The organism is Prevotellamassilia timonensis, assembly GCF_021531665.1.
GTDB lineage: Bacteria > Bacteroidota > Bacteroidia > Bacteroidales > Bacteroidaceae > Alloprevotella.
Map to the genome: position 1 here is coordinate 1 of NZ_JADYUH010000016.1, position 14,769 is coordinate 14,769.

Genomic DNA, 14,769 nt, shown 5'->3' on the forward strand with positions numbered 1-14,769 from the left:
TTTTATTAGTTATATATCGTTAATGCAACTCATTGAATTTTAGACGATTAAATGTATAATTAACTAAGTATTGTTATACAGTTTCTTGTAGAAAACTTAGATAAAGGTGGGAAGTGGATTTATGAACACCAGAAAGGAAATGTTTTTTTAGATTATAAACAACCAGTCGTTTGTATAATTTTCTTTTAATCTAATAAATATTATTGTAGGAAAAGCATTTATAAGAGCCGTTTTATCCTTTATATATTCAAAAATAACCATCCAAGTGAAGACTTTTAATGCATCTTTACCTATTTATTCTTGGAAAATGTGTATTTTTGTAGTGTATATACCCACGCTGTGCCAACCAAGAAGGATGACAAATCTTGTTAAGGGTGGTGGGCATCTGACAGAGGTCAGACTATATGGGAAGGACACTACATAATGTAAAAGCGTCATCGATGCTTTGTCTATTGGTTAGATGAAACGTAGGAAATTTCAAGTAAATGATCAATGGCAATGTCAGAAGTGGATACCCACCTTTTTATTATTGTAGTCATACCTTAAACTAATAACCAATTGCCTTATTGGGTATCTGTAGGCTCATAATAACAAGTGACGCACGCACTTTCATTACAATTACACAATCTTTGTATCTATCCCATCAATCCTAACCTGCGCAGATTTGGGAAGTGATGTGTATAAGTCCTTTAAAAACGTTTACAAAATTACAATTTATTATGAAAACTTTTAAGATTACACTTTTCACAATCTCTGCTTTGTTCATCGCTTCCTGTGGTGGCAATGGCAACAATAATCAATCGCTTGCAGAAGGTGCAAGCGGAAACATGGATGAGTATGTAAATGGTGATGTGAATGCCATCCAGCAGGCATTGCCACAGATTATGGTGATTCCTGCAGACCAGACGTTGAAGAACTTCGGTGCATTGAAGGAAACAACTATCGAGGGCAAAAAGTTTATCGTTCGCGATTACAAGAAGTATCTGCTTGCCGATGACCGTTTCCCTCGTCTGGCATCGTTCATTCAGGATGCTTTCAACAAGCAGAACTACCCACTTGCCGACTTTGAGCAGACACTCAAGCAGCTTGACACTCAGGCAGCTACCGACATGGCTGATGGTTTGAAGCAGGATGCCAAGACGCAGCTCTTGCAGACAGCACAGCCAGACATCATCCTGGAGATGAACTACTACAAGTCATCTTCACTCACAAGCCATGACTACAAGAACAAGAACGTGAGTTACACTCTCACTGCACTTGATGCCTATACCAACAAGAGCATCGCAACGGTAACAACAAGCAACATCAAGGGCGAATCAACTACAGAGATTATCCAAAATAACCTCAGCGAGAAACTCCCTGGCCTGATGAGCGATATTCAGAAGTATTTCTCTGACATTCTCACTCGTGGTCGCGAGGTGACTGTACGCATTGTTGTAGATGAGGAAAGCAACGTGAGCCTACAGGACCAGAGCATAGAGGGTGATACATACAGCGACTGGGTGATGGATTTCATCAAGGCTAAGACTGTGAAGGGTGCCTGCAAGATGCAGCGCAACACAAACAACGAACTCTACTTCGTCAATGTTCGCATTCCTCTGCTTCAGGAGGATGGTACACAGTATGGTGTGTATGACTTTACTCGCGAACTTCAGAAGTACCTTCGCAAGAATCTTGGTCTTCAGAGTACAAACAACTCTCAGGGACTTGGCGAAGTAGTATTAACAGTTAAAGGCATCTAAGATATGAAATACACATATTTATATATAATAGCAACAGCAATCGCCCTCTCATCTTGTGGCGGAAGTGGTAACAACGAAAAGAGTACTGGTACGAAGTTCGCACCAAAAGAGCGCACCTCTTCGCTGAGTGAAGATGAACGCGAAGAGGCCATAGCACAGAAGCACAACGAGCTGGCACAGGAGATTAACATCGACAGCATCCTCAGCAATCATGGTGTTGCATTCAGCGTGCTTCCTCCAGCCATCAACACAAACCTGCCTCAGGCTGCTAGCGACAAACTTGGTACAAGGATGATACAGATTGCCAGCCAACACGGCATCAGCGGTCTTTGTAAGAATCCTGTGCTGGCTATGGTGAGCCGAGTGGATTGCGTACAGCGTGAGCTTACGGGTTCTGCACCGCAGAAGGCTATCGTGAAGTATGAGGTTACGATGTACTGTGGCAACTTCATCACCAATGACATCTACGCATCGTCCTCACAGACAATAACAGGCGTTGGCTCAACCTTCGATGATGCAGCAAGCAAGGCTATGAACGAACTGAAGAATACTGCCGACATGCAGAAGATGCTCTCTACTGCCAGCGAGCGTGCCATCAAGTGGTATAGCAGCACAGCAAACGTAAAGAAGATTGTAGATGAGGCTGTTGGCAACCGCAACTACGCCCTCGCTATGGCTCTTCTTTCTTCCGTTCCTTCACAGGCTTCAGCTACATACGCATATGCCGAGAAGCGTAACAAGGAGGTCAGCGATATGTTCTTTGAGGAGAAGGCTGCCGAACTGCTTGGCGAACTGGAGGGTGCCATTGCCGAGGCTGGCGAGGAATACGTTCCTGGTCTTGGCGCATACCTCAAGGTTATTCCAGTTCGCAGCAGTTCCTACGCTCGTGCAAAGAAAGTCTATGATGACTACCTCAAGCACGTTGCAGATGTAAAGAAGGAGGAGCGTGATAAGGCTCATCAACTCGCAATGGAAGAACTTCAGGTAGAGAAGATAAAGGCTCCTTATGAGGCACAAGCAACTATCGAGCGCATCAAGGCAGATGCCCGCGTAAGCGTTGCTCAGGCGAATGCCGAGGGCAAGAAGAACGCCAACACTGGCGGTTTCCTCGGTTTAGGCAAACTCTGGGACGGTGGTTTCGGTCTAGCAAACAGAGTGATGGACCATTTTCTGGGGAAGTAAGGAAGATTAGTGAATGAAATATAGTAAATATAGTAAACGAACAAACAAAAAAGTAAAGACATGAAAAAGATTTTTCTGATTATCATACTTTGTGCAATTGGTTTTGCAATTGCAAGAAGTTGTGGAGGTGGCTCGACTACGGAAAATTACACTACGGAAAATTACAAAGAGGCTTGTGAGCAGCACGAGTTTCAAAAGGCTTATTCTTTCGTTAATGAACTAAAGAAGGAAATGCAGGAATATCAGAACCAAAACGGAACTGCAATTAAATTTGATTGTGGAGACGAAACAGCCCAATATAACAATCTTAAGAATAACTACGAAGAAGCAGAACATTATGTCGTGTTACAAGAAGCGACATACATTCTTGAGTCTCAAGGACTTGATGGTCTTGTGAAAATTTCTATGGTTGTAAAAGAGCACGATGCACAGTGGGTATATGCCGACTTAATTGACATCGCCGTAGCAATGGGCAATGAGGAATTGGAGAATCGTCTCCAAAAACTTGCAGGTACATCTGTGGACGATGATTCTAACGAAGAGGAATAATCTGAGTCCAAAATATGGGAGAAATAAGGAACATACATCGAAAGTTTGTATATAAATACATGAATCATAAGCACGCCATCCAAATGATACAGGATTGTATGCTATGGTTCTCTTTACCTGAAGCATGGGATGATTCCTTTGAGAGCCTTGTGACAACAAGTGTATATAATGTGGATGGAGAGCAATTTGACTATCCATTACGAAAGAAACTTGTTGCTACATGCTTTGCCCAAAGGTATGCTTGCGAAGCGCAGTGGAAGGTATATTCAAGAAATCCAGAAGATTTTCTTGTTCAGGTGAAATTTGATTACGATAAACTTCTACAGCTGATGAAACTTTCTGATTGCGACTTCTACGTGTCTGAAATAAAATATCAGTCTTATGCGGATACATACCACAATATCAGGAAATGTATTGAATCGCAAAGCTTCAGAGATGCTTTCGTGAGAAGTGAAAAACAATGTACTTGTTCCCCAGAAGACATTACAAGACTGATTAAGCCTTTATCATACAAATACAACGCTTTTGAATACGAGGGAGAGCTGCGCTTCTTTGCTGTCAATAATGAAGATATAACAGAAAATGGTGTCTCTATTAAGATACCCAATATACACGAAGCAATAGAGTCTATTTGTATAGATCCCCAAATAAGAAAGGAAGAAGACAGGGGCACTAAGATTGCTCAAATAAAAGATTCATTAAAGCAGGAGTACTCAAACATTGCAGTGGGTGATGTCAATATTGAAGATAATGATTTAGACATACACTTATCGAGTTTGTATAGAACTCCCAAGGGAAAACGCAAGTTTGTCTTGTCCAACAAGAATAATCAACATTAAAAGTCAAGACTAAATATGAAAAAGATTTATCAGATTATCATACTTTGTGCAATGAGTATTGCAATTGCAAGTTGTGGAAATTCCACACCTTCCTGGAATAATTATAAAGGAGATTACAGGACAGCTGTACAAAATGGTGACTATGAAGCTGCTCATAAAATCATTAAACAACTGGGAATGGATTTTGAGGAAGAAAGAGCTGAACAATTGGCAAAGGGTAAAGAATTTCTGGAAGATGAGCGTATGTCCGTTGAATCCAAAGCGCAAACCTATTTTGAGGCAATAAAAGATATCTATTGTTCTGAGGTTATGTATTTGATGTCAGATAACAATTCAGAGGTTGACACAAAAATAATTTTCATACTAAATGAACTACCTAATCTGGGTATAAAATACCAAGAAGGCAAAGAACTTTATTTTATTGATGGAAATGCAGAATCTCAAAGAGAGTGTTTGAATTACTTCCTATATTCAGAATCAGTAAGATGTAACAATACAGTTTGTGATAAGATACTGAGTATTGCGATTGCAATGAAAAATGACAAAATGGCCAAGCTTGCATTGTCACAATTCAAAGACGAATGTATGACGGATGAAGAGTCCTGTGTTCGATACAATTCTAACACAAAAGACGAAGCACAAAGAAAATACCATGAGGCTGTGCAGAACGGAGTTTTTGATTAATTATATGGAGGAGCAAGAAAACATTCATTGGGCTCACGGTTTATAAATAAATTAGATACATCATATAATGTCCCCAAACACAATGAGCAGATACGCGCAAATATTGGGAGCGTTTAAATTATATCTTGATAACAGATAATGATGAAAACATTTATATCGTCATATTGGACTAAATTGGCTAATAGATATTCTTTACCCAATGTGGTAGATCCTTCTATCCCCATACTATGGTTTGGGGATATGAAGGCTTATGAGGAATCTGAACTTAAAATCGTGACTGTAGGCTTGAATCCTTCATGCTGGGAATTTAAGGACAATAAGAACGCACCATACGATATAACTTTACGCTTTCCCAAAGCAACGCAACTCTGGAATTATCAAACATTAACCGCCAAGGATGTTTCAGCTTATTCCGATGCGATGAATGATTATTTCAAACATCGGCCTTACTCAAAATGGTTCAAGCATAACGAACGTGTCTTGAATGAATTATGTGCAAGCTATAATGTTCAAGCTCCTGACAAATTGATATCAGAGAACAAAAATGATATACTCAAACATACAGCCATCCACGTTGATATCTATGCTCCTCTTGCCACGGATCCCGTGTGGGGAGGTATGAAGAAAAGAGAAAGAAGCGTATTGTGCTCTGCATGTAGCGGTATGTTTGATGATTTAATGAATATCCTCAATCCTGATATTATTATTATCGCTGTGAATCAAACAGAGATTGCCAAACATTTTGTTAATGCCAAAGGAAATAAGTGTACAAGACATAATGCTGATTTTGACAGTACTAATTCACCACATGATTACTTGAGAGGCTTTAATCTTGATAATGGAAAGAAACTTATTTGGGGAACAAATAGTAATGGGCAACCATTTAGTAGCGTAAAGGATTTGTCTCTCCGTATGACAAGTTTGAAACAACAGCTAAATATTCTATAGATAATAAATTAGAAACATAATCAAAATGAAGAAGATTTATCAGATTGTAATGCTGTGTGCAATGGGTATTGCATTGGCAAGTTGCGGTGACAATGCGGAAAAGAAGAGCGCAGAGTTAGAGCAAGAGTATAGAGAGGCTTGTGAGAACAAGGAATTTGCAAAGGCCTATGGCGTAGTGTCGCAACTGCGAGACATATATACAAAAGCGAGCACTCAATGCCCACCAGAATCGAAAGGGAAAGATTCTTTTGAAGAGTATGCAAATTTTGAGATGAGAGTACGACATGCACACGACAATTATCTGAATGCAGAAAAATATGTTGTAATTCAAGAGGCACTTACAGCACTTGAGACAAACGGGAAGAATGGTTTGGGACGAGTTGCTATTATTGTTAAGGAACACCCAATGCACGGTGATTGCTTCTTATGTGAAGATAAAATAGATAGAGAACATCGATGGCTATATGATACTCTGCTGGAATATGCAACTTCTGCAGATGATGAAGAACTTCAAGAAAAAATTCAGAATATAATTGAAAAAAACTAATCCAACAGAAAGCGAATAATACACTATGTCCCCAGAACGTGAGGCGCAGATACGCGCAAAGATAGAGGCGCTGGACAAGCGCATGGCAGAGATAGATGCCTTGACAAAAACGATGGCTGACGATGATCCTCGTTGGCATGAACTGATCAGTGAGTGCAACAGCATCACCGTACAGACAAACCGCTATCTCCGCTTCCTCGGCGAAGCAGACAGCGGATATGCTGATTAAACATTAAACCTATGACGCGCAAACAGATTTACCAGATAATAGAGAAAGATGATGGCTCCAGCTTTTGGAGCCACATCTATGATGTATTCATGCTCTGTATGATAATACAGAGCGTGGTGCCGTTGATGTTCTGGGAGGAATACCCTGTCTTCAAATACATAGAGACTATCACCACGGCAGTGTTCATCATTGACTACCTGTTGCGATGGGCTACGGCGGATGTAAGGCAGGGAAAGGGTACGGCAGCATTCATCAAGTATCCTTTTACCTTCTGGGCTATCATAGACCTGCTGAGCATACTGCCAAGCTTCAACATCCTGGGCGAGACATTCAAGGTGGCAAGGACAGCACGACTGCTGAAGATGTTCCGTCTGCTGAAGGCTTTGCGCTACTCTTCGCAGATGCTGGTGTTCTTCAACGTACTGAAGAAGGAACGTAAGGTGCTTGGCTCTGTATTGCTATTTGCAGTATGCTACATCTTTATCACTGCATTGGTGATGTTCAATGTCGAACCGCAATATAATCCGGAGACAGGCGACACCACATTCACTACATTCTTCGATGCCCTGTATTGGTCGGCAGTGACACTGACAACGGTAGGCTATGGCGATATGTGTCCTGCAACAGATGCGGGAAGGATAATAAGCATGCTCTCGGCAATGTTCGGCATCGCCATCATTGCCCTGCCATCGGGCATCATCACCGCAAGCTACATAGATGAGCTGAAAGCATTGAAGAGCGAGAAGATGACAGAGCGTTTGAGAAAATCATTCCGCAGGACACTTTCGCGCGAGACGAGTTTTCATCAAAAGTATTGGGTCGTACCAAGGAAGGTGCCTGTGGTAAACATACAGGTGAAGCAGGGTATGACGATGGACGAGATAATCCAGAACGTGGAGAACTTGCCAGAGTTCCGCCTGCGTAACATGGCTACTACAATCCCAGAATCAGAGAAGCCCGAAGACAGAATCGTTGTAGAACACTTCATGGTGAACCGCCCCTATGGTTGTTGTATAGACCGTGGCTCACGCATAACGATTGCCAGTCCGTGCAGCTACAGCGAGGCAGGTATGGGATCGTTCAGCTACTACCTCGCGTTGATAGGTGGATTCAACTACATCAGCAAAGAGATAGAGACTGACAGAGACGAGCCAACGAGCTTCTACAACATTGGCGGTGATGCTAATGACCAGAACCTGACGCTGTTCCTCGAAGACCTCAAGACATTGACTTCAAAGGCTGACGCATGGTGTGTATTCCCACTATCATGCACGAGTAAGAAGAGCAGCGCCCTGCATTTCATACACGGCAGGATGAAAGGCGATGACACGCTGGATTCCGCTGATGATACGATAAGAGACAAGGGTACGTTCACATCTCTCTACGGTGAGATAAAGGAGATGATGGATAAGCATTTCGGTCTGAAGGTCTGTCAGCACGACGACTACTGTCTCCCCAAAAGTAATATAGCCTATCACCTGGGTAAGGTAGTAAACAGTTTCTCGCTGCGTGTGTCATATACCCTCACATGCTGGAACGACGGCAGGTTTGACAAGCTCCAGATCATTGCCGACACACTGAACAGACATATTGCCAAAACTGAGAATGCACCTGTTTCGGAGGACTTGCTGACTAAAGGCTATGGCTACTGATCCGGGAAAAGAAACGATGGTTATTAAGGTTAATAATAAAGAACATGAATATTAAAAATCATTTCAAGGGAATACAGTTCTTCTGGAAAGGACTGAAGGCAGCGAAGGCTGATATGTGGGCCTCGTTGCAGGTTTTGGTTATTGCCACTTTTGTGCTTGGCACTGTTCTCTACTTCGTTGAGCATACAGCACAACCCGATGTGTATGCCAACTGGTATGACCCCTACGTATGGGGCGTAATGAGTTACCTCGGCAATCCGGGAAAGTTCTCGCCGGGTGAGCCTATCACTATTTTGGGCCGCTTCGTCGCCATCATCATTTCTATCATCAAGATTCTCATCTTTGCCGTTCCTGCCGGTTTGGTGGCAAATGGCTTCCGCAAAGCTATGGCCGATGACAAGAAAGCAAAGGAGGACAAGGAGAATGCTGACAAGATAATACGCTCCATGCATACTCATTGCTCTCTGCTGAAGGGGGTAAGATTCTGGCCAAGACGGTGGTATCGCTTCACAGAGATTATGGTTAACCTTGACATAAACCAGAATGACATAATCAGCGCAGTGAGAAGTTGCCCTAACCTCAGACTTCGTGATCTTTCCACATGGCTTACCACAACAGGAGGCATAAAGCCGGAGATGATGGCGGTGGAGTCGTGTTATGGTGAAGAAAGTAGCTATGGCTATACCAACCTTAGCGACAACGACTGTAAGGGTGCGAAAGGAAGCACTGTTACAATAGTAGCTCCTACGGCTGCCGTTGAGGCTGGATTGGGCTATTTCGCCTATCATCTTGCTCGTATTGGTGGTTTCAAGGTAGTAATAAACGAACACTTGTCTTCAAATGCAGACAAGGATGAGAATAGGTGTATCGTGTTGGGCATTCGCGATAATCAGTATAACGATAAGGAAAACTACCCCAAGTTGCATCAGTTTGTTGACGACATCAAGGCTTGTGCTGATTGCAAGGACAACTGGGTCATTCTCCTTATGACTGCCAAGACACCCAATGAGGAAGCAACAAAACATCGGAAGATACGAGTGGTAATGGAGGTTGATGACACCGAAAGGGAGAACACGATATGTGATTGCACGGGCTGCGATGACCATGATACCCTGCAAGCATTCTATGACGACTTGTGCACAACCATGAAGAAGGAACATGACATCGAACCCTATATTGAATACAGAAAAGGAAAGGATACGGTGCTACGAAAATATATTCGCAACCGGTTCGACTCTCACCCTAATGTCATAGGTATTGATCTTGCGGACGATTATCGTGTCTTTGGAACAGACGTTAAAGCGCAATGGACATCCATTTACACCTTGGCCTGCCTGATTCACAAGCATTTTGACAAGGACAATCAGCAATGCACCTGTACAGAATGGACAAAAGATGATGTGAAACAACATCGAGATGATTTGATTCCTAGACATAAAGAATTATAAGAAGTTATATGAAGGTTCTTAAACCAATATTCTCCTGACTTCATCACTTTTTTGCGCCATCAAATAGCGCACATTGAAAATCAATGGATTATGCTATTTAAATGGGTGAATCAGGGTGACGCAAGCATATTTTCTATTACCTTTATACCATGTTCGTACGTAAGAAAATCAACCGCTCAGGTACGATAAGTGTCGTGGTGGTAAGCAAGGCGCATGGAAAGTTCACAGAAGTGAAGAAGTTTGGAGTAGCAAAGTATGCTGAAGAAACTGACGAGTTATTCCAGCAAGCACATTCATGGTTACGGACGCATGATGGTCAACTTGAACTGGACTTTGATAATCGTCGCGGAAAAGAACTTGAAGAAACGGAGAGAGTTCTTGCCAATATGGATTCGGTTCTTATTAACGGCACACAGCTTTTGCTAAATCAGGTTTATGACAGTATAGGATTTAATAGTATTCCTGATGATATACTGCGCCATCTTGTGATAGCAAGAGTGTCACAACCAAGGAGCAAACTTGCCACAGTAGAGTACTTGAAATCATACTATAATGAGGATGTTGACCTCAATCGCATCTATCGTTATATGGACAAGATCTATAATACGCAGATGAAACTGGTGCAGCAAATCAGCGTTGAGCATTTAAGTCTATTACCCATACTTTCGAATGTAAAAAAGACATTTTTCCTTCAGTAAGGAGAAGGTATAAAAAAGAGCGACCGAAGCCGCTCTTTATGTAGTATCAATATGTAGATTTACTTAGCGAGGTATGTTTCAACCAGTGTATGCAGTTGTTCTATCGAGAGGTTGGAAGTACCTGTTTCTTCAATCTCTGCATACGCTGCTTTGTTTTTTGATATAACAAACTTACGCTCTTTTCCTTGTATCTCGCAAAGAAGATGGAAATTGCCTTTGTAAGTTTGTTCTACACGTACATTCTCATATAGAATGCCATCAATATCAAATGATGGTGAACTGCCATCAGGCAAGAAGCCCCAATTTGCCAAATGGTTGTTCAAGCAAGTTTCAACAGCAGCTATCCATTGCTGACCTACACCACATTCTTCTGCGTATTTACGGAACTTACAGATAGCAGAAGCAACCTCTTTGATAATGGTTTCTGCCTTTCTGATACCATTATCTTTGGCGAGAGCAAGAGCATCTTCAAGGGTTTGACCTTGCAACTTTCCTTGCATCATAAGGCAGTGCATAGTCTCTGGAAGGAAACCTCCGACATTGAAAATATAGGTCATGTCATATGCTGGCGATAACTGCCAATGACCGTTTTCGTCCATTAGGAAAGAAAAGTTCTTATTGTGGTCATCGGTGTTGTTGGCAAGGATGTTGAACACCATCCTGCGAAATACCTCTTCCTGTGTGGATTCAGGAAGTCGCATCTTACGACATACCATCAGCAGTTTCTCGTAGCTGTCTGCTTCGGGGTATAAGGCAGCCAGTGTCTGCATGTGAAGTTTACGTTCCTCATCACGATCGAAACGATGCGTTATGAAGTGATTCTGTCCCTCAACTTCAATAAGTTCACATGGCATCATGTTGATACCGGCAGCTGTAGCCATTTTGTAATAAGCCAATTCAAGTTCAGCAGAAGAACGTGAAGGATCACCAAACTTAAGAATACAGTATTCAAACCCTTTTTGCCCAGCTATCTGTCCGCTTCTTATCTCACCAGTCTTTGGATTTATGGCAATGATGGCTTTAGGCTGTCTGCCACCTGCAGAGGTGCCAACAGCTATCAAGGATTGCATCGTCAAAGACTCATCTGGCATTATCTTTACGTTCTCACGCTCAGTGAATATCTTTTGAGCCAAGTCCGTCAAGGCTTTAAGATTGAGTTGTTCGGACTTCTTAATGCCAGATGATTCAGGGATAAATTCCAATGCTCCCATTCCTCGCTTGCCAATGAAAGAGAGAATTTCAAGAGGAGTGATTTCCTGATTTCGGATGCCGTTCTGTATTCTCCAACATTCAAAGACTTGATTTCCCCAAGCATCAGGAAGCGAATCAGCAAGAAAAGGAGGCAACTTACGGTAAAGTTTCATTTCCTTATCTCCCATGATAGGACGACGGCTTGCAGGTGACTTGGTAGAAGCAATAAGAGGGAAAGGATTTAGTTCGCCACCGATAACAGCAGGATTGAACTCGAAGTACGAAATTCCTTTCCTGCCATCCCATGACAAACGACCGATTTCCTTGTCCCAGAGCATTATTTTAAGGGAGCTTGTTATCATGATTTCTTATGTCTAATTCGTTGAACCTTCTTTTCTGACTTGATGAGATATGCAGAATCTGGAAGTTCCGGCATCAGTTCGTCTAGAGCATTTATCTGGCCGATAGCCTTCATCAGCAATAGGAACGTACCAAGCGACATATTGCCTGACGTTCCGTTCTCAAACTTGTGAATGGTAGTAATGGTGATACCAGATTGCTCAGAGACATCCTTCTGCGTCATCTTACTGCGCAGACGATAGTCTTTGAATCTCGCTCCAAGCAGCTTTATCAATTCTGGTATGGAATATTCGTAATAGTCAGCCATAATGTCAAAATTTTATTTTATACCTTGCTATAATTTATAGATTGTTTTATCGTTTATTTTATATTGCGCTTATATTTACGACCGCAAAATTACGCATATTTTGAAATAAATGCATGACGGACGAAACTTACAAAAGGGCGCGCTAAGAAGCAATTTTCTCAAATTACTCATAAAGACTGTGCATCCAAAACGTAAGCGCTTCCTTTTGAACACATCCAAAACGTAAGCGCTTCCTTTTGAACACTTTTTATTTCATAATTTGTAGAGAACTCCTATTGTCTTTGCGAAATCCTCTCAAGCCGCTCCTTCAACAACTCGTCATATTTTACCTTTAATTCATCACTGATGAAAGAGTTTTGAATGACAGCCTCAAACTTAGGCAATAGTTTGATATACTTATTTATCAGTCGTTCAACAATCACATTCTCTATACCCAGCGTGGCTGCTGCCCTAACAAAATCTTCTCTTTGAAGTTTTTTCTTCCGACCATTCAAGGTTAATGCCAACTCTTCATCATCCTTGGGATTGATGATAGCCGCATTTAGCAAATCGTAAGCAGGGGTTAAACGTATCATGTCCGCCACCTCATACAAAGAGAAGTTTTTCAAGTGCATATCGTTATTTCCTGTCAACCAAGAGAAAAACACCACCTCAAAGAAATTGGTGACATCCATTTTAGGTATTGACGAGTATCTCAAAACAGCCTTGCCGATACGCTCATAACTACTTTTGTATTTATGCTCTGTTTGTCTTTCTGTCAGTTGGCACATATCTTCCATCGCAATCTTCTCTCCGGCAGAAGTCCTGTCAATTCGGCGGGTGAGATAGCATAGCGTGTTATCTGCCATCCGCATCAGTGTGTGAGGGACTACCTCAATACGTGCCACCTCTGCAAGGTGCATGGTTAAATCCTCAACCTCAGGCATCATTTCATATTGCGAGGTCTGCGGCTTACAAATATAACCGCCCCATAGCCCGACAATAGTCAATCGTTTGCTGCCCTCATGCTCATTCAAGTGCAAGGATAATTTCGGTTGAACTCCGGTCAAAGAGGTTTGGTCTTGAATGATTTGCAGAGCAAGCCGATCAAGTTGTTCCGTCGTATAATCAAGAGCCGGCAATGTGGTTGTCCCGAAGAACTTCTTTATGCAAGCCGTGTGCATATCCTTTTCCCCCTTTAGGAGCGGACGATAACAATATAAGCACTTACACATGGCTTCCCTCCTTTTCTTCCAAAGGAATAACACTAACTGCTCCGACACAATCCTTGCAGCATGTCAGCAACAGAGACATCCGGTCAAGAATACTGATGTCTGTATTCCGCAATGCAACATCCAACAACCATCCTTCAGGAATCAAACCGTCGAAAAATGGGAATAGGACAGGACTTATATATGCTTCCTCTTGTAAAGGTAATGTGATGCTGACTGCCTTTGCTTTTTCAAGAGAGAGATATTCCGGCAAATAGCGGAACTCATACCCGGCATCGTTTTCTGTCAGAATACCTGCCAATTGGTTTTTATAAAATATATGGGCTTGTCTCATTGATTATCGTCTTTTTGAGTGGCAACCATTTCATAATTGAAAAAGTCAAGAAGTTGATTCACTTTATCAAGACGTAGTGTTTCCTTGCCTTGTTCAAGGTCTCGCACAAAGCGCAATCCTACTCCCGATTTCAACGAAAGTTCTTCTTGGGTCAGATTATATTGCTTTCGCAACATCTTGACCGTAATCGAAAGATGATTCATACCATTTTTACTTTATGGGGCGTTCTAAAAATTAGGTTGAGTCGGATTTCTTAGAGATGAACTATTGTCAGTGGACGAAGGAGCATAGCGGGCTATGTGACGGACGAAACTTACAAAAGGGCGCGCTAAGAAACGAATTACTCATAAACACTCTGCTACCAAAACGTAAGTACTTTCTTTTGAATGTTCCTTATCCAGTAATTTATAGTACGCTCCTATACCTTTTCGGGTACAAATATAACACTAATATTTGATGTTATATCAGTAAGGGTATAATTTGTTGTTTTATCTCTGCAATTATATCAGACGGGGTATAATTCAAGAAAGATTAAGGCTAAACAAGTACAACCCTTTGCTGGCTATGTGACTGACGAAACTTACAAAAGGGCGCGCTAAGAAACCGACCAAAACGTAAGCACTTTCTTTAGAACGTTCCTTATCCCGTAATTTATAGAACACCCCTTAAAAACTAAGGACAGAAATATAGATGAATAAATTATGCTTTTGCCCTTGCAGGGCGTGAAACGTGATATGGTCGCCTACCCAGGGTGTCGTTCGCTTCGCTCACTTGCCCTGGGCTGGTCGCAAACCCTCCTTTGTCGGGTTGGATTGGGCTTTCAGCCCGTCGCATCCACGCAGCGTGCG

At 42.0% G+C, this 14,769-nt stretch carries 16 protein-coding genes; 11 read left to right on the top strand and 5 right to left on the bottom strand.

Annotated elements, in window-relative coordinates; all coding sequences use genetic code 11:
* Positions 1-719 precede the first annotated feature (719 nt).
* The 11 genes from I6E40_RS04440 (at position 720) to I6E40_RS04490 (ending at position 10,518) form a co-directional block, all read left to right on the top strand.
* Positions 720-1,742: a DUF6175 family protein gene (locus I6E40_RS04440; RefSeq protein WP_235385698.1), complete on the top strand. Its 1,023-nt coding sequence runs from the start codon at positions 720-722 to the stop codon at positions 1,740-1,742.
* Between the two features lie 3 nt (positions 1,743-1,745).
* A complete protein-coding gene (locus tag I6E40_RS04445) occupies positions 1,746-2,924 on the top strand; it encodes a hypothetical protein (protein WP_235385699.1) in 1,179 nt (392 codons plus the stop codon).
* Between the two features lie 60 nt (positions 2,925-2,984).
* Complete coding sequence (locus I6E40_RS04450) at positions 2,985-3,473, top strand: hypothetical protein (RefSeq protein WP_235385700.1); 489 nt, start codon at positions 2,985-2,987, stop codon at positions 3,471-3,473.
* Positions 3,474-3,532: 59 nt separating this feature from the next.
* On the top strand, positions 3,533-4,312 hold the full coding sequence (locus tag I6E40_RS04455) for a hypothetical protein (protein WP_235385701.1): 780 nt from the start codon (positions 3,533-3,535) through the stop codon (positions 4,310-4,312).
* Positions 4,313-4,327: 15 nt separating this feature from the next.
* Positions 4,328-4,996 carry a hypothetical protein gene (locus tag I6E40_RS04460; RefSeq protein ID WP_235385702.1) on the top strand — a complete coding sequence of 223 codons (669 nt, stop codon included), beginning with the start codon at positions 4,328-4,330 and terminating at the stop codon, positions 4,994-4,996.
* 138 nt (positions 4,997-5,134) lie between these two features.
* Entirely contained in the window at positions 5,135-5,944 is an 810-nt protein-coding gene (locus tag I6E40_RS04465; RefSeq protein WP_235385703.1) for a hypothetical protein, read from the top strand.
* A 25-nt stretch (positions 5,945-5,969) separates the two neighbouring features.
* Positions 5,970-6,491 (top strand): hypothetical protein, encoded by a 522-nt coding sequence (locus I6E40_RS04470; protein WP_235385704.1) that lies wholly within the window; start codon positions 5,970-5,972, stop codon positions 6,489-6,491.
* Positions 6,492-6,516: 25 nt separating this feature from the next.
* The gene (locus I6E40_RS04475) at positions 6,517-6,720 is read left to right on the top strand and encodes a hypothetical protein (RefSeq protein ID WP_235385705.1); all 204 of its coding nucleotides are present in this window, start codon (positions 6,517-6,519) and stop codon (positions 6,718-6,720) included.
* Positions 6,721-6,731: 11 nt separating this feature from the next.
* On the top strand, positions 6,732-8,372 hold the full coding sequence (locus tag I6E40_RS11005; protein ID WP_317207399.1) for an ion transporter: 1,641 nt from the start codon (positions 6,732-6,734) through the stop codon (positions 8,370-8,372).
* A gap of 44 nt (positions 8,373-8,416) precedes the next feature.
* Entirely contained in the window at positions 8,417-9,820 is a 1,404-nt protein-coding gene (locus I6E40_RS04485) for a hypothetical protein (RefSeq protein WP_235385706.1), read from the top strand.
* A gap of 149 nt (positions 9,821-9,969) precedes the next feature.
* On the top strand, positions 9,970-10,518 hold the full coding sequence (locus tag I6E40_RS04490; protein WP_235385707.1) for a hypothetical protein: 549 nt from the start codon (positions 9,970-9,972) through the stop codon (positions 10,516-10,518).
* Positions 10,519-10,577: 59 nt separating this feature from the next.
* Here the strand turns inward: I6E40_RS04490 and I6E40_RS04495 are convergent, their stop codons facing one another.
* The 5 genes from I6E40_RS04495 to I6E40_RS04515 all read right to left on the bottom strand — a co-directional run bounded on the left by I6E40_RS04495 (position 10,578) and on the right by I6E40_RS04515 (position 14,124).
* Entirely contained in the window at positions 10,578-12,071 is a 1,494-nt protein-coding gene (locus I6E40_RS04495) for a type II toxin-antitoxin system HipA family toxin (protein ID WP_235385708.1), read from the bottom strand.
* On the bottom strand, positions 12,068-12,376 hold the full coding sequence (locus I6E40_RS04500) for a helix-turn-helix domain-containing protein (protein ID WP_235385709.1): 309 nt from the start codon (positions 12,374-12,376) through the stop codon (positions 12,068-12,070). The genes I6E40_RS04495 and I6E40_RS04500 overlap by 4 nt, the downstream gene beginning before the upstream one ends.
* 272 nt (positions 12,377-12,648) lie before the next feature.
* On the bottom strand, positions 12,649-13,590 hold the full coding sequence (locus I6E40_RS04505; protein ID WP_235385710.1) for a HipA domain-containing protein: 942 nt from the start codon (positions 13,588-13,590) through the stop codon (positions 12,649-12,651).
* Positions 13,583-13,921, bottom strand: coding sequence for a HipA N-terminal domain-containing protein (locus tag I6E40_RS04510; RefSeq protein WP_235385711.1), 339 nt, complete (start codon positions 13,919-13,921; stop codon positions 13,583-13,585). The genes I6E40_RS04505 and I6E40_RS04510 overlap by 8 nt, the downstream gene beginning before the upstream one ends.
* On the bottom strand, positions 13,918-14,124 hold the full coding sequence (locus I6E40_RS04515) for a helix-turn-helix transcriptional regulator (protein WP_235385712.1): 207 nt from the start codon (positions 14,122-14,124) through the stop codon (positions 13,918-13,920). The genes I6E40_RS04510 and I6E40_RS04515 overlap by 4 nt, the downstream gene beginning before the upstream one ends.
* Between the last annotated feature and the right edge of the window lie 645 nt (positions 14,125-14,769).

Excerpts from the sequence above, each read along its gene's own strand:
- I6E40_RS04490 (WP_235385707.1), top strand. The coding sequence starts at position 9,970 with ATGTTCGTACGTAAGAAAATCAACCGCTCAGGTACGATAAGTGTCGTG.
- I6E40_RS04500 (WP_235385709.1), bottom strand. The coding sequence starts at position 12,376 with ATGGCTGACTATTACGAATATTCCATACCAGAATTGATAAAGCTGCTT.
- I6E40_RS04515 (WP_235385712.1), bottom strand. The coding sequence starts at position 14,124 with ATGAATCATCTTTCGATTACGGTCAAGATGTTGCGAAAGCAATATAAT.
- I6E40_RS04495 (WP_235385708.1), bottom strand. The coding sequence starts at position 12,071 with ATGATAACAAGCTCCCTTAAAATAATGCTCTGGGACAAGGAAATCGGT.
- I6E40_RS04510 (WP_235385711.1), bottom strand. The coding sequence starts at position 13,921 with ATGAGACAAGCCCATATATTTTATAAAAACCAATTGGCAGGTATTCTG.
- I6E40_RS04460 (WP_235385702.1), top strand. The coding sequence starts at position 4,328 with ATGAAAAAGATTTATCAGATTATCATACTTTGTGCAATGAGTATTGCA.
- I6E40_RS04465 (WP_235385703.1), top strand. The coding sequence starts at position 5,135 with ATGATGAAAACATTTATATCGTCATATTGGACTAAATTGGCTAATAGA.
- I6E40_RS04505 (WP_235385710.1), bottom strand. The coding sequence starts at position 13,590 with ATGTGTAAGTGCTTATATTGTTATCGTCCGCTCCTAAAGGGGGAAAAG.
- I6E40_RS04440 (WP_235385698.1), top strand. The coding sequence starts at position 720 with ATGAAAACTTTTAAGATTACACTTTTCACAATCTCTGCTTTGTTCATC.
- I6E40_RS04475 (WP_235385705.1), top strand. The coding sequence starts at position 6,517 with ATGTCCCCAGAACGTGAGGCGCAGATACGCGCAAAGATAGAGGCGCTG.
- I6E40_RS04450 (WP_235385700.1), top strand. The coding sequence starts at position 2,985 with ATGAAAAAGATTTTTCTGATTATCATACTTTGTGCAATTGGTTTTGCA.
- I6E40_RS11005 (WP_317207399.1), top strand. The coding sequence starts at position 6,732 with ATGACGCGCAAACAGATTTACCAGATAATAGAGAAAGATGATGGCTCC.
- I6E40_RS04455 (WP_235385701.1), top strand. The coding sequence starts at position 3,533 with ATGAATCATAAGCACGCCATCCAAATGATACAGGATTGTATGCTATGG.
- I6E40_RS04445 (WP_235385699.1), top strand. The coding sequence starts at position 1,746 with ATGAAATACACATATTTATATATAATAGCAACAGCAATCGCCCTCTCA.
- I6E40_RS04485 (WP_235385706.1), top strand. The coding sequence starts at position 8,417 with ATGAATATTAAAAATCATTTCAAGGGAATACAGTTCTTCTGGAAAGGA.
- I6E40_RS04470 (WP_235385704.1), top strand. The coding sequence starts at position 5,970 with ATGAAGAAGATTTATCAGATTGTAATGCTGTGTGCAATGGGTATTGCA.